Consider the following 14,083-nt stretch of genomic DNA (forward strand, 5'->3'; position numbering starts at 1 on the left):
GCGCGGGGTGGCGGTACGGGCGCGGGGCGGCCGCCGGATCGGCGACCGCCCCGTGAGGACCGGTGGCGGCGCGCGTCGTGGGCGCCGCGGGCGGGTCAGGTCACGTCGTCGTAGCCGGCCTTGCCGCGGCCGGTGGACTGCTCGGTCAGCGGCGGCAGCGGCTCGGAGTCGCCGAGGGGCTGCGGGGTGAGGTCGAGCGGGGCGGCCTCGTCGTCGGAGAGCAGCCGGTCGGGGTCGGCCTCGCGCTTGCGCTTGTCGTTGAGCAGGGCGATACCGACCGCGATGAAGTAGAGCACGATGATCGGCCCGGCCAGCAGGAACATCGAGAACGGGTCGACGGTCGGGGTGGCCACGGCGGAGAAGATCGTGACGGACATGATCATGCCGCGCCACCAGCCCAGCATCCGGCGGCCGGTGAGGACTCCGCCGAAGTTGAGCATCATGAGCAGCAGGGGCAGCTCGAAGGAGAGACCGAAGACCACCACGAGGCGGGTGACGAGGTCGATGAGCTCGTCGAGCGGCAGGAGGTTGTCGACGCCGCCGGGGGTGAACTCGATGAGGACCTTGGCCGCGGAGGGCAGGACCTTGTAGGCGAAGAAGCCGCCCGCCGCGAAGAGGGGCACACCGGCGGCGACGAAGCCGAGGGCGTACTTCTTCTCGGTCTTGTGCAGTCCCGGCGCGAGGAAGGCCCACAGCTGGTAGAGCCACACGGGGCTGGCCAGCACCAGGCCGGAGACCAGGGAGACCTTCACCATGAGGGTGAAGGGTCCGACCAGGCCCGACATGGTGATGTTCGCGCACTGCTGGCGGCTGTCCTTGCCGGCGAGCTCCGCGAAGGAGATCTTGCAGCCGATCGCGTCCTGGATCGGGTGCTTGAAGACCTCGATGATGTCCCGGTAGTAGAAGGCCGCCACCACTGCGACGATCACGATGGCGAGGACGGACTTCGCCAGCCGGTTGCGCAGCTCACGCAGGTGCTCCGCGAGCGGCATCCGCCCCTCGGGGTCCTTCTCCTTCTTGCGGGCCGGCTTCGGCAACCCACGTCCCTATCTCGTGCGGCAGACGGTCGCCGGCGTACGGCGGCCGTCCGAAGGCTGTCCTGGGTCAGGCGGTGGCGCGGGTCAGCGCTGGGTCGTACGGTCGCTCGGCTCGCCGACCGGGCGGGAGGTGACGTCGCCGGGCGCGGCCTTGATCGTGCGCGGGGCCTCGGTGGCGGGCGGGTCGGACGGGGCGGCGGCGTTGTCCTGGCCCTCGGCCTTCATGGCCTTCGCCTCGCTCTTGAGGATGCGGGCGGACTTGCCCAGGGAGCGCGCCATGTCGGGGAGCTTCTTCGCGCCGAAGAGCAGGACGATGACGACGAGGATGAGAATGATCTCGGGAGCTCCGAGCCGTCCGAACATGTGGTTTACCTTCTCACCGAAGCGGGATGGGTGTGGGACCTGCCGACTGATCGGACATTTGTCCATCAGCCGTACGGCAGCGATCGTAACGCGCAGGGGTAAACGCTCGGCAATCCCTGTGCATACTCCCAGTCGCGACCCTCCGCCTCGTCAACAGGGCCACCTCGACCAGCGTACCGTCCGTCCCGAATCCGCAGGAGAGCACCGGTACGTGCCCTTCGGTGGCGCTCACCGGCCGTCGCGCACGGCCTGGGCGGTCTGCGCGACCAGCGGGGACGCGGCCCGTTCGAGATCCTCGGCGGCCCGGTTGATCCGCCGCGAGGCCTCCTCGACCTGCCGGGCGAGCCGGCGCACCTCGGCGAAGACACGGGCGGCGAGGACCGCCAGGACGGCGAGGCCGCAGAAGCCGAGGGCGATGGCGAGCATGGGCCAGAACATGGGACGAGCCTATCGAGGGGACATCGGGGGAACGGCGGACGCCGGGGCGGCGAATGGCCGGATCACGACGGTGACGCGGGCGGGTGGGCGGGGCGGGATCAGGCGGTGATGTGCAGCCGCAGCGTGCGCACCCCGCCCCCGGTGAGCAGCTCGACGATCCGCTCGCCGGCCGGCTTGCGGACCGCGGAGCCGCAGTCGGGGCAGGTGAAGGAGTAGAAGGTGGTGCGGTCGCTGGCGCCGATCGCCAGCCGGAGCGCGCCGGCCGCCAGCTCGAAGCTGCCCCGGCAGTCCGGGCACGCGGCCTTGAAGACCGCGGCCACCGTCGTCATCGCGTCCGTCACGTCCCCCGCCCCTTTCCGCGTCGGGTTCTTCCCGGTCACCGGTCGTGGACCTCCGCGCCTCACTCGCCGTACGCGGCGAGCGCCTCGCGCGCCGCGTCCCGCGCGCTGCCCGACAGCTCGGGCGGGGAGACGATCCGCCCGTCCCGGCCCAGCCGCAGCGCCAGACGGCGCAGCGAGGCGGGGTCGGGGGTACGCAGGGTGATCCGCAGGCCGCCCTCGGGCAGCTCCTCGGCACTGTCGTGCGGGTAGTACTCGGCGACCCAGCGGCCGCCGGCGCCGACCTCGATGACGACCTCGGGGTCCTCGGCCGCGGGCTGCACCAGCCCCGCGGACAGGTCGCGCAGCTCCACCGGCGGCGGGTCGCAGACCTCGTCCAGCAGCCGGATCTCGGCCACCCGGTCGAGACGGAAGGTGCGCCGGTCCTCCGACAGCCGGCACCACGCCTCCATGTAGGTGTGGCCCACGGCGAACAGCCGGATGGGGTCGACCTCACGCTCGGTGAGCTCGTCGCGCGCGGGCGAGTAGTACCGCAGCCAGACGCGGCGGCGCTCGGAGATGGCCCGGTCGACGTCGGCGAAGACACCGCCCTCGGACTCGAAGGTGACCGAGAGCCGGGAGCTGGCGCCCGCCGCCTCGCCGGCGGCGGCCTCGATCTTGGCGGTGGCGCGCTGCAGCGCCTGCCGGTCGCTCTCGCGCAGGCCGGGCAGGGTGGCCACGGCGCGGGCCGCGACCAGGAGCGCGGTCGCCTCGTCGGCGGCGAGCCGCAGCGGCTCGCCGGTGGACGTGCCCGACGCGTCGGGGTTGTGCCACCAGATGCGGTCACCGTCGGTGTCGATGTCGAGCAGGTCACCGCCCCGGAAGCTGGTGCCGCACATCGGCAGCACATCGAGGTCGCCGATCAGCTCGTCCTCGGTGATGCCGAAGGCGCGGGCGACGTCGGCGACCCGGGCACCGGGGCGTTCCCGCAGGTAGGTGACCAGCGACAGCATCCGGCGGGTCTGGTCAATGGCGTTGGTGGCCATCAGAAGTCGGTCCCGTTCCTCTCGGTTCAGCCCTTGGCCACGGCGCGCAGCCGGTCGATCACGTCGGCCCGCAGCTCGGCGGGTTCCAGCACGATGACGTCGGGGCCGAACTCGACCAGCCAGGCGTCCAGCCCGTGACCGTAGGGGATCTCCAGCTCGTCCCAGCCGTCGCCCAGGTCGCTGGTGGCGGTGGCCCGGGCGCGCAGCGGGTAGCCGTGGCCGGCGCGCACCTTGATCCGGGCGGTGCCGGTGGCCGTCTCGCCCGCCCAGCCCTCGACGGTGGTGCGCACCGTGACGTGGTCGGGCACGGGCGCGGTGAAGGGCAGCGCCCGGGAGCGGACCCGGCCGGTGATGCGGGAGAGGCGGAAGACCCGCTCGGCCTGGCGGTCGCGGTCCCAGCCGGCGAGGTACCAGTGGCCGCGGCAGAACTCCAGCGCCCAGGGCTCGACGCGGCGCTGCTCGGGGTGGGCGGCGTTGGCCTTGCGGTAGTCGAAGACCACGGGGCGGCGGTCACGGGCGGCGAGCATCAGGGGCTCGAAGGCGGCCTCGTGGACCGGGATGCGGGTCTCCAGGACGCTGTGGCTGCCGCCGTAGGGGTCCTCGGCCAGCGGCATGCCGGCGGCCCGCAGCTTCTGCAGGGCTCCGCTGGCGGCGCCGGCCAGCCGGGCCTGCTGCCAGACCTTGGCGGCCAGGCCCAGGGCCGCGGCCTCCTCGGCGTCGAGGGTGATCGGGGGCAGGCGGTTGCTGTCGCGGCGGGCGAGGTAACCGGTCTCGCCGTCGACGCCCTCGACGGTCTCGATGATCAGCCCGAGCTCGCGGAGGTCCTCCTTGTCGCGCTCGAACATGCGGTTGAAGGCGTCGTCGTTCCCGGGCTCGCCCGGGGCGCCCGAGCCGCTCGCGGCGGCGGCTTCGATGTACGCCTCGATGGAGGCCCGCAGTTCCCCCTTGCTGAGCGGGCGGCGGGTGCCCAGCAGGCACAACGCCAGATTCATCAGCCGCTCGGCCTTGGCAATCGCCATCGACGCCCTCTCTACTTGTGCTCTCAACCGTTGACCGTACCGCTCACGGCTCGTACGACAAAAGCCGAGGGCCCGTGCCAGGCAGGCACGGGCCCTCGGCCTTCGTTCGGGGTGTCTCAGACGCCCATCAGGTCGCAAACGAAGATCAGCGTCTCGCCCGGGGCGATCTTGCCGCCCGCGCCGCGGTCGCCGTAGGCGAGGTGGGCGGGGATGGTCAGCCGGCGGCGACCGCCGACCTTCATGCCCTGGATACCGCGGTCCCAGCCCGGGATGACCTGGCCGGCGCCGAGCTTGAACTCCAGCGGGTTGCCGCGGTTCCAGCTCGCGTCGAACTCCTCACCGGTGGAGAAGGCCACGCCCACGTAGTGGACCTTGACGAAGTCGCCGGCCTTGGCCTCGGGGCCGTCGCCCTCCCAGATCTCGGTGATCTCGAGGTCGGTCGGGACGTCGCCCTCGGGGAAGTCGATCTCAGGCTTTTCGATGTTCACGAACGTGCTCCTACGAATGAATCGTGTAGACAACCGTGCAATTCTGGCAGACCGCGATCAGCGGATCAGACCTTGCCGACGATGTCCACGACGAAGACCAGGGTGTTCTTGTCCAGACCACTGCCGGCCTGTCCCTCGTAGCCGAACTTCGGCGGGATGACCAGCTCCACCCGGTCCCCCACATGCTTGCCGACCAGGCCCTTGTCCCAGCCCAGGACGACCGAGCCGGTCCCGATCTGGAAGGCCGTGGCGCCGGAGTGGTCCCAGGAGGAGTCGAACTTCTTGCCGTCCTCCCACTTCACACCCGTGTACTGGGCGATCAGACCGTCACCGGCCTTGATCTCCGGACCGCTGCCCTTGATCAGCACCTGGTCCTTGAGGTCCGTCGGGGGCTTGGTGTCCTTGGGGATGACGATGTCGGCGGCCTTCTGCGCATTGGCCTTGACCTCCGGCATGCCCTCCTCCGGCTTGGCCTGCTCGCCCTTGACCTCGGCCTTGGAGTCGACCTTCTGGGCACCGACCACGTCGATGACCCAGACCAGGCCGTCCTCGGGCTTGACGCCCGCCTGCGGGTTGAGCTGGTCGCCGATCAGCGCCTTCGCGGTGCCCTCGACCTCGATGCGGGAACCGGCCTTCTGACCGATCACGGCGTCCAGCACCTTGGCGGGCATCTCCTGGCTGGGCTGGCCGAGCTGCTGCACCATCTGGCGGCGCGGACCCTTGCTGCCCGACTTGTCCTGGGTCGCCCAGGTCCCGCCCAGCGGCTTGTTGTCCTTCATCGTCTGCCCGGCGAAGTCCAGCCGGACGAACGAGCCCTTCTCCGCCTTCGCGCCCGTGCCCTTGGTCAGGGTCGTGACGACGAGCTTGTCCGAGGGCTTGGTGTCCTTCGGGACGGAGATCTCGGGCTTCTCGCCGAACTTCCCCTCCACCTTCACCTTGGCGTCGGAGGAGCCGCCGTCATCGGACCCGCACGCCGAGGCGGTGAGCAGCAGGACGGGCACGGCCAACGCCGCGGCGAGGCGACGCGCGTTCTTCGTGTGGTTCATCAAGTCCAACTCGGGCTGTAGGGGTCGGCTGGGCAGTGCCGCAACTCTACGGCCTGTCCCGCGCCGATCAACCCCGTCCGACACGGATGTGCGCCGGGTCCGGTGGACCCGGCGCACACACGTGCCCTTCACGCCCCGGCCGTCACATCCCGGCGATGAGCTTCTCCACCCGGTCGTCCACCGACCGGAACGGGTCCTTGCACAACACCGTGCGCTGCGCCTGGTCGTTGAGCTTCAGATGCACCCAGTCGACGGTGAAGTCCCGGCGCTGCTCCTGCGCCCGGCGGATGAAGTCGCCGCGCAACCGGGCCCGGGTGGTCTGCGGGGGCACCGACTTGCCCTCGAAGATCTTCAGGTCGTTGCACACCCGCGCCGCCTGACCGCGCCGCTCCAGCAGGTAGTACAGCCCCCGCCGGCGGTGGATGTCGTGGTAGGCGAGGTCTATCTGGGCGATCCTCGGGTGCGACATGGTGATGTTGTTCTTGGCCCGGTACCGGTCGATGAGCTGGTACTTCATCACCCAGTCGATCTCGGTGGCGATACGGTCCAGCTCCTCGTCACGGATCGCCTCCAGCGCGCGCCCCCACAGCTCCAGCACGCGCTCGACGGTGCCCGTACGAATACCGCGGCGCTCGCAGAAGTCCACGGCCTTCTCGTAGTACTCCAGCTGGACCTCCAGGGCGGAGGCCTCCCGGCCGCTGGCCAGACGCACCTTGCGTCTGCCGGTGACGTCGTGGCTGACCTCGCGGATGGCCCGGATCGGGTTCTCCAGGGTGAGATCGCGCATGACCGTACCCGCCTCGATCATGCGCAGCACCAGATCGGTGGCACCGACCTTGAGGAGTGTCGTGGTCTCGGACATGTTGGAGTCGCCCACGATGACGTGGAGCCGGCGGTAGCGCTCGGCGTCGGCGTGCGGCTCGTCACGGGTGTTGATGATCGGGCGCGAGCGGGTGGTGGCGGAGCTGACGCCCTCCCAGATGTGCTCGGCCCGCTGACTGACGCAGTAGACCGCGCCGCGGGGGGTCTGGAGGACCTTCCCCGCCCCGCAGATCAGCTGCCGGGTGACGAGGAAGGGGATGAGGATGTCCGCCAGACGCGAGAACTCCCCGTGCCGCGCGACGAGATAGTTCTCGTGGCAGCCGTAGGAGTTCCCGGCGGAGTCGGTGTTGTTCTTGAAGAGGTAGACGTCGCCCGCGATCCCCTCCTCGTGCAGGCGCCGCTCGGCGTCGACGAGCAGACCCTCGAGGATGCGCTCGCCCGACTTGTCGTGGGTGACCAGCTCGGTCACGCTGTCGCACTCCGGAGTTGCGTACTCCGGGTGCGACCCCACGTCCAGATAGAGGCGGGCGCCGTTGCGCAGGAAGACATTGCTGCTGCGGCCCCAGGAAACGACACGGCGGAAGAGGTACCGCGCCACTTCGTCAGGGGACAGCCGGCGCTGTCCCCTGAAGGTGCACGTGACGCCGTACTCGTTCTCCAGCCCGAAAATGCGGCGGTCCATGCCTGAACATTACGCCTGATGCCCTGCGCTGAAACCGGCTTCGACAGCTCCGCTGCGATCGTTTTCCGACCGGGCCACCACGGGCGACGGCGCCTCGGGCGCGCGCAGCGAACCCCGGGCCACGATCATGACGACCAGGGCGGCCGCTCCGCCGCCCACGGCGACGAGGAAGCCCGAGCGGACCCCCGCGTGCTCCAGGACCGGACCGGCGACGGCGGTACCGATGGCCGCGCCCACACCGAAGGACGTCACCAGCCAGGAGAAGGCCTCGGTCACCGTGCCGCGCAGCGCGTGCCGGTCGACGACCACGAAGGCGCACGCCAGGCAGGGCGCCAGGAAGACACCGGCGACACCCGCGAGGATCACCATCGGCCAGGGGCCCGGCACCAGCAGCAGCGGGACGTAACCCAGCGCGAGCCCGGTCACCAGCACCCGCAGCCGCTGCTCCGGGGTGCCCGCCCACTCACGGGCACCGTAGATCGTGCCGCCGATCAGGGCACCCACACCGAGCGCGGAGAGGATCCAGCCCGCGACGTCACCGCTGTCGTGGGCATCGCCGTAGGCCACCGCGGCCACGGCTATGGAACCCAGCGCGGAGCCTATGAAGAAGAACGTGCTCAGCAGCACCAGCAGGCCGCGCGACCGCAGGGCACCCAGCCAGTGGGCCTCGCGGGGCTCGCTGCGCCATTCCCGCGAGGGCGGCGAGGTGACGACGGCCAGCGCGCCGAGGGCGCCCAGCGCGTTGATCACGTAGAGCGCGCCGGCCTCGGACCAGCACGAGACCAGCCAGGTGATCAGCAGCGGGCCGACGACGTACATCACTTCCTGGGCGATGGCGTCGAGCGAGTACGCGGCGTGGATACGGTCCTCGCTCTTGAGGACGGACGGCCACAGGGCCCGCAGGCCGCCCTCCAGGGGCGGGGTGAAGAAGCCCGAGACGATCACGGCCGCGTAGACCAGGGGCAGCGGCTCCAGGCCGACGGCGGCGAAGGCCGTCATGCCGAGCGCGGCGAGCAGCGCCGAGGGCAGCAGCACCCGGGGCTGGCCGTGGAGGTCGACCGCCCGGCCGAGCAGGGGCTGGCCGACGGCGTTGGCCACGCCGTAGACGGCCGAGAGCACGCTGGCGAGGGTGTAGCTGCCACCCTCGGCGCGCACGAACAGCACGATCGCCAGCGCGGCGGTGGCGTTGGGAAGCCGCCCCACCAGGGTGCCGGTCAGCAGTCGCGCCGCGTGCCGCGTTCTGAGCATGTCGACGTAACCGCCGCCCGCCGCCGCCATTGTCCGCCTCTCGTCGTGTTCCGGACACACGTCCGGTTCATTATCGTTTTACGTATAACTAGATCGGTTATACGTACCATGGCCACAGCCCGCGGGTCCAACCGTGCGGCGGCACGGCAGCAGCGAGAGGGGCGCAGCACCGGTGACGGACGTCGAGGCCGAGCACAGCGGAAGCGGGAGCAGGAGCGGGGGCGGGGGCGGAAAGCGCTGGCCGACCGTACGAGGACGCCACGCCGCCACCGCCCGGGCCACCAGCCGGGACGTCGCACGGGCCGCCGGCGTCTCCCAGGCCACGGTCTCCCTCGTCATGGGCGACAAATGGCGCGGCCGCGTCTCCGAACCCACCGCCCGCGCCGTACGCGACGCCGCCCGCGAACTCGGCTACCGGCCCAACGCCGCCGCCCGCGACCTCCGCCTGGGCCGCACCCGCACCGCACTGCTCGTGGTGCCCGCCCTCACCAACGAATTCTTCGCCCGCGTCCACGCCGGCGCCGCCCGCGCCGCCGCCGAACACGGCATCGGCGTGGTCCTCTACCCCTCGCCCGAAGGCACCGGCAAGGCCCGCGACCCCTTCGCCTCCGCACGGACAACCCTGGACGGAGTGATCGCCTCCTCCATGGCCGCCGAGGCCCTGACCGACCTGCGCGAAGGCGGACTGCCGCTCGTCATGCTCGACAGCGACCCCTCACGACCCGAGGCGGCCGCCACCGTCAACCCCGACATCGCCGACGGCATGCGCCGACTGGCCGACCACCTGCTCGACCTGGGCCACCGGCGCTTCGCCCACATCGCCGCCGACGTCGACTCCTGGACCTTCCGCGTACGCGAGCGGGCCCTGACGGAACGCCTGCGCGCAGCGGGCGCCGAGATCGTCCGCACCGAACGGGCACCCCTGGACGTGGACGCCGGCCGAGCCGCCGCCGAACGCGCCCTCACCACCGGACCCGCCGCCCCGACCGCACTGGTCTGCGACGGGGACATCCTCGCCGCGGGCGCCTGCAAGGCCGCCCGCCGCCTCGGCCTCCGCGTACCGGCCGACGTCTCGGTCACCGGCTTCGACGACCTCGCCCTGGCGACGGCACTCGAACCGGAGCTCACCACCGTGCGCCTGCCGGCCGAAGGCGTGGGAGAGGCCGGGCTACGGGCACTGGTGGCGGTACTGGACGGCGCCACGGCGGCGCCGGCGACCCTGCCGGTACGACTGATGCCCCGCGCGTCGACGGGTGCGGCACCCTCTCGGTAACCGGGGCTCCGCCCCGGACCCCGGGCCCTCAAGGGCCGGACGGGCTGAATTCAGCCCGTCCGGCCCTTGAGGACACCCGGCTACTCCTCCGCCGCGGCGGTCCCGTCACCCTCCAGGAGCCGCGTCAGCTGCTGCCCCAGCAGCCGCTTGAACTTGCGCGTCTGCGGCCGCGTCCGGTCCAGGACCGCGACCTCCAGCTGCTCGGCCGTGAGCGTCCGCTCACTGCCGTTCGTGTCACGGGCGAGCGAGTCCCGGGCCAGCTTGAGGGCCTCGGCGAGCGTCATCCCGTCGCGGTGCCGCTGGTCGAGATAACTGCTGATCTGATCGGCGTTGCCACCGACCGCGACCGAGCCATGCTCGTCGACGATGGAACCGTCGTGCGGCAGCCGGTAGATCTGATCGTCCTCGGGACCCGCCCCGACCTCCGCGACGATCAGCTCCACCTCGTACGGCTTCTCCCCCGCGCTGGAGAAGATCGTGCCCAGCGTCTGCGCATAGACGTTCGCCAGGCCCCGGGCCGTGACATCGCCCCGGTCGTAGGTGTAACCGCGCAGATCGGCGTAGCGCACACCGCCGATGCGGAGGTTCTCGAACTCGTTGTACTTCCCGACCGCCGCGAAGGCGATCCGGTCGTAGATCTCGCTCACCTTATGGAGGGCGCGGGACGGGTTCTCGGCGACGAACAGCACACCGTCGTCGTACTGGAGGACGACCACGCTCCGGCCGCGGGCGATGCCCTTGCGGGCGTACTCGGCGCGGTCGGCCATGGCCTGCTGGGGTGAGACATAGAACGGCGTCGACACCGCTATCCGTCCCTTCTCGTGTGGGGTTCCGTCAGTGTCGAAGGCGTCACAGGAGCGCGGCCCGCGGGCCGTCGGGCTCCTCGAGCCGCCGCTCGTGAATGGCGCGGACGATCTCGGCGGACTCGGCATCGGTGAGCCTGCGGAAGCCCTCGTCGGTGATGACGGTGACGATGGGGTAAATGCGGCGCGCGAGATCGGGACCGCCGGTCGCGGAATCGTCGTCGGCGGCGTCGTAGAGCGCCTGGACGACGAGCGTGGTGGCCTGCGCCTCCGTCAGGTCCTCACGGAAGAGCTTCTTCAGCGCACCACGCGCGAACAGCGAACCGGACCCCGTGGCCGCGAAGCCCTGCTCCTCGGAACGCCCACCGGTCACGTCGTAGGAGAAGATGCGGCCCTTGCGGCGGTCCGCGTCCCACCCGGCGAACAGCGGCACCACGGCCAGCCCCTGCATGGCCATGCCGAGATTGCTGCGGATCATCGTCGACAACCGGTTGGCCTTGCCCTCCAGGGAGAGCGAGACCCCCTCGACCTTCTCGAAGTGCTCCAGCTCCAGCTGGAACAGCTTGACCATCTCCACGGCCAGCCCGGCCGTACCGGCGATACCCACCGCCGAGTACTCGTCGGCCGGGAACACCTTCTCGATGTCACGCTGAGCGATCACATTGCCCATCGTGGCCCGCCGGTCACCGGCGAGCACCACACCGCCCGGGAAGGCGGCCGCGACGATGGTCGTACCGTGCGGGGCCTCGACGACACCCTGGGCCGGCAGCTGCCGGTTGCGCGGCAGCAGCTCGGGCTGGTGCGCCCCGAGGAAATCCATGAAGGACGACGAGCCGGGCGTCAGGAAGGCAGCAGGTAGACGCCCGATGCTACGAGGGTTGGCTTCCACACGTTTCCTTCCAGGTAGGCGATGGCACGACGCATGACGCCGACATCGTCTCTCAACTTTCCGAGTGCCGAGTTGCAGTTGAAGCACAGCACGCCACGGACCTTATCCGTCTCGTGACAATGATCCACATGCACCGCGGGCGCCGCCAAGCAAATGCAGCAGACGCCTGCCTGCGACGTGATCATCTCGTCGCGCTGCGCCTCGGTGATGCCGTACTGGCGCCTGAGGTGATCGGATCGCCCCTGGATGGCTCGGCACGCCTTGCAGCGCGTGGACAGCCCGTCGGAGGCGGACGCATTACGATGCCATTCCGAGTGCGGCTTGGTTTGGCCACAGCGCAAGCAGTGCTTGTGCCCTTCGGGGACATCCGCCTCAGGACGCACTTTCTTCCCCAGCTTCACCTCGCGTGCCCGGTGGTAGGCGGACGCGCAGTCGCGACAGTGACGCTGCAGACCATCCAAGTTCGTGCGCTTGATCGCGAAGCGCGCACGCGGCTTCTCCTCACCACACCGCGTGCAACGCTTCACGTCTCCACGGTCAGCCACCCCCACCCCTCACCTTCGAATCGAAGGCAAAAAGCCTCACTGGCCTCCCTTTTGAACGAACGAGCGTACGAAATCCTCCGCATTCTCCTCTAGGACATCATCAATCTCATCCAGCACGGAGTCCACGTCGTCCGACAGCTTCTCCTGGCGCTCCTTGAGGTCCTCGGAGACCTGCGCGTCCTGCGCCTGCTCCTCGGTCTCCTCCGTCGCACGCGTGGCCTTCTGCTGTCCGCCGCCGGTGTCCTTGGTCGCCATACCCCTCACCCCGCTCGGTTTCGACGTACACGTACACGAGACGTTCAAGATCCGACCCTACAAGCAGGGCCGGGGATCGGCCCTGCACTTGCTACAACGTCCCGGAACCACCGTGATGATTCCCCCCTCCCGTCCTTCTCAGACCCGCTCAGCCGCCCGAGAGGACCCGGACCAGGTCCTCCGCCGTGCGGCAGCGGTCCAGGAGCTCCTTGACGTGGTTGCGGGTGCCGCGCAGCGGTTCCAGGGTGGGGACGCGCTGGAGGGAGTCGCGGCCGGGGAGGTCGAAGATCACGGAGTCCCAGGAGGCCGCGGCGACGTCCTCGGCGTACTGCTCCAGGCAGCGGCCGCGGAAGTAGGCGCGGGTGTCCTCGGGCGGGGCCGTGCGGGCCCGGGCGACGTCGGCCTCGTCCAGCAGGCGCTTCATGCGGCCGCGGGCCGCGAGGCGGTTGTACAGGCCCTTGTCGGGGCGGACGTCCGCGTACTGGAGGTCCACGAGGTGCAGCCGGGCGGCGTCCCAGCCCAGGCCGTCGCGGCGGCGGTAGCCCTCCAGCAGCTCCCGTTTGGCCACCCAGTCGAGCTCCCCGGCCAGGCTCATGGGGTCGTGCTCCAGCCGGCCCAGGACGTCCTCCCAGCGGGTGAGCACGTCCTTCGTCTGCTCGTCGGCGTCGGCGCCGAAGCGGTCCTCGACGTATTTGCGGGCGAGCTCGTAGTACTCCATCTGGAGTTGCACCGCCGTGAGCGTGCGGCCGCTGCGCAGCGTGATGAGGCGTCGCAGGGTGGGGTCGTGGCTGATCTGGTGGAGGGTGCGTACGGGCTGTTCGACGGCGAGGTCGACGGCGATGAAGCCGTCCTCGATCATCGAGAGGACGAGGGCGGTGGTGCCGAGCTTGAGGTAGGTGGAGATCTCGGAGAGGTTGGCGTCCCCGATGATCACGTGGAGCCGGCGGTATTTCTCGGCGTCGGCGTGCGGCTCGTCGCGGGTGTTGATGATGGGCCGCTTGAGGGTGGTCTCGAGGCCGACCTCGACCTCGAAGTAGTCGGCGCGCTGGCTGATCTGGAAGCCGTGTTCGTGGCCGTCCTGGCCGATGCCGACGCGGCCGGCGCCGGCGACGACCTGGCGGGAGACGAAGAACGGCGTCAGGTGGCGCACGATGTCGGAGAAGGGGGTCTCCCGCTTCATCAGGTAGTTCTCGTGGGTGCCGTAGGAGGCGCCCTTGTTGTCGGTGTTGTTCTTGTAGAGGTGGATGGGCTGGGCGCCGGGGAGCTGGGCGGCGCGTTCGGCGGCCTCGGCCATGATCCGTTCCCCGGCCTTGTCCCAGAGGACGGCGTCGCGGGGGTTGGTCACCTCGGGTGAGCTGTATTCGGGGTGGGCGTGGTCGACGTAGAGGCGTGCGCCGTTGGTGAGGATGACGTTGGCGAGGCCGATGTCCTCGTCGGTGAGCTGGCTGGAGTCCGCGGCTTCGCGGGCGAGGTCGAAGCCGCGGGCGTCCCGCAGCGGGTTCTCCTCCTCGAAGTCCCAGCGGGCACGGCGTGCCCGGTGCATCGCGGCCGCGTAGGCGTTGACGATCTGGGACGAGGTGAGCATGGCATTGGCGTTCGGGTGACCTGGGACGGAGATCCCGTACTCCGTCTCGATGCCCATTACTCGCCGTACGGTCATGCGGCCCTCCTTGCCCGGCGGCGCCCCCCGGTGGGGTCGGCGCTCAAGTACCGCTGCGCATCCAGTCCGTGCCCGGTCCCCGATCCCCCATTGCGCTCGGCGGCGGTACCGAAGAGCCTAGAACGGCTTTGCGGCCCTGGGGAGATCATTAC

At 70.4% G+C, this 14,083-nt stretch carries 16 protein-coding genes; 1 reads left to right on the top strand and 15 read right to left on the bottom strand.

The genetic code is table 11. From position 1 onward, the window contains the following. Nucleotides 1-95 precede the first annotated feature (95 nt). The 10 genes from tatC to AC07BS_RS10520 all read right to left on the bottom strand — a co-directional run bounded on the left by tatC (nucleotide 96) and on the right by AC07BS_RS10520 (nucleotide 8,506). Complete coding sequence (gene tatC, locus AC07BS_RS10475; RefSeq protein ID WP_478644754.1) at nucleotides 96-1,037, bottom strand: twin-arginine translocase subunit TatC; 942 nt, start codon at nucleotides 1,035-1,037, stop codon at nucleotides 96-98. An 84-nt stretch (nucleotides 1,038-1,121) separates the two neighbouring features. After that, nucleotides 1,122-1,400 (bottom strand): Sec-independent protein translocase subunit TatA, encoded by a 279-nt coding sequence (gene tatA / locus AC07BS_RS10480; RefSeq protein ID WP_478644757.1) that lies wholly within the window; start codon nucleotides 1,398-1,400, stop codon nucleotides 1,122-1,124. A gap of 228 nt (nucleotides 1,401-1,628) precedes the next feature. Beyond that, the gene (locus tag AC07BS_RS10485) at nucleotides 1,629-1,838 is read right to left on the bottom strand and encodes a hypothetical protein (RefSeq protein ID WP_478644760.1); all 210 of its coding nucleotides are present in this window, start codon (nucleotides 1,836-1,838) and stop codon (nucleotides 1,629-1,631) included. Nucleotides 1,839-1,936: 98 nt separating this feature from the next. Then, a complete protein-coding gene (locus AC07BS_RS10490) occupies nucleotides 1,937-2,167 on the bottom strand; it encodes a hypothetical protein (protein WP_478645082.1) in 231 nt (76 codons plus the stop codon). A gap of 71 nt (nucleotides 2,168-2,238) precedes the next feature. After that, on the bottom strand, nucleotides 2,239-3,201 hold the full coding sequence (locus tag AC07BS_RS10495; RefSeq protein WP_478644762.1) for a helix-turn-helix transcriptional regulator: 963 nt from the start codon (nucleotides 3,199-3,201) through the stop codon (nucleotides 2,239-2,241). Nucleotides 3,202-3,227: 26 nt separating this feature from the next. Beyond that, a complete protein-coding gene (locus AC07BS_RS10500) occupies nucleotides 3,228-4,220 on the bottom strand; it encodes a helix-turn-helix transcriptional regulator (RefSeq protein WP_478931389.1) in 993 nt (330 codons plus the stop codon). Between the two features lie 116 nt (nucleotides 4,221-4,336). Next, entirely contained in the window at nucleotides 4,337-4,708 is a 372-nt protein-coding gene (locus tag AC07BS_RS10505) for an FKBP-type peptidyl-prolyl cis-trans isomerase (RefSeq protein WP_478644765.1), read from the bottom strand. 65 nt (nucleotides 4,709-4,773) lie between these two features. Further along, on the bottom strand, nucleotides 4,774-5,754 hold the full coding sequence (locus AC07BS_RS10510; protein WP_478931392.1) for an FKBP-type peptidyl-prolyl cis-trans isomerase: 981 nt from the start codon (nucleotides 5,752-5,754) through the stop codon (nucleotides 4,774-4,776). Between the two features lie 142 nt (nucleotides 5,755-5,896). Continuing rightward, on the bottom strand, nucleotides 5,897-7,258 hold the full coding sequence (gene pafA / locus AC07BS_RS10515; RefSeq protein ID WP_478644771.1) for a Pup--protein ligase: 1,362 nt from the start codon (nucleotides 7,256-7,258) through the stop codon (nucleotides 5,897-5,899). Between the two features lie 9 nt (nucleotides 7,259-7,267). Further along, nucleotides 7,268-8,506, bottom strand: a complete 1,239-nt coding sequence (locus AC07BS_RS10520) for an MFS transporter (protein WP_478931394.1) — start codon at nucleotides 8,504-8,506, stop codon at nucleotides 7,268-7,270. A gap of 172 nt (nucleotides 8,507-8,678) precedes the next feature. Here AC07BS_RS10520 and AC07BS_RS10525 point away from each other — a divergent pair, with 172 nt between their 5' ends. Then, nucleotides 8,679-9,779, top strand: coding sequence for a LacI family DNA-binding transcriptional regulator (locus tag AC07BS_RS10525; protein WP_478644776.1), 1,101 nt, complete (start codon nucleotides 8,679-8,681; stop codon nucleotides 9,777-9,779). 80 nt (nucleotides 9,780-9,859) lie between these two features. On the opposite strand, the gene prcA is transcribed toward AC07BS_RS10525, so the two are convergent. From prcA to dop, 5 genes are all read right to left on the bottom strand, one after another. Then, entirely contained in the window at nucleotides 9,860-10,582 is a 723-nt protein-coding gene (gene prcA, locus AC07BS_RS10530; protein WP_478644779.1) for a proteasome subunit alpha, read from the bottom strand. A gap of 46 nt (nucleotides 10,583-10,628) precedes the next feature. Beyond that, entirely contained in the window at nucleotides 10,629-11,471 is an 843-nt protein-coding gene (gene prcB / locus AC07BS_RS10535) for a proteasome subunit beta (protein ID WP_478644782.1), read from the bottom strand. Then, nucleotides 11,423-11,998, bottom strand: coding sequence for an endonuclease VII domain-containing protein (locus tag AC07BS_RS10540; RefSeq protein ID WP_478931396.1), 576 nt, complete (start codon nucleotides 11,996-11,998; stop codon nucleotides 11,423-11,425). The genes prcB and AC07BS_RS10540 overlap by 49 nt, the downstream gene beginning before the upstream one ends. Nucleotides 11,999-12,052: 54 nt before the next feature. Then, nucleotides 12,053-12,271: a ubiquitin-like protein Pup gene (locus tag AC07BS_RS10545; RefSeq protein WP_478644785.1), complete on the bottom strand. Its 219-nt coding sequence runs from the start codon at nucleotides 12,269-12,271 to the stop codon at nucleotides 12,053-12,055. Between the two features lie 148 nt (nucleotides 12,272-12,419). After that, a complete protein-coding gene (dop, locus tag AC07BS_RS10550; RefSeq protein ID WP_478644788.1) occupies nucleotides 12,420-13,931 on the bottom strand; it encodes a depupylase/deamidase Dop in 1,512 nt (503 codons plus the stop codon). Nucleotides 13,932-14,083 lie beyond the last annotated feature (152 nt).

The organism is Streptomyces sp. NPDC044063 (assembly GCF_056434285.1).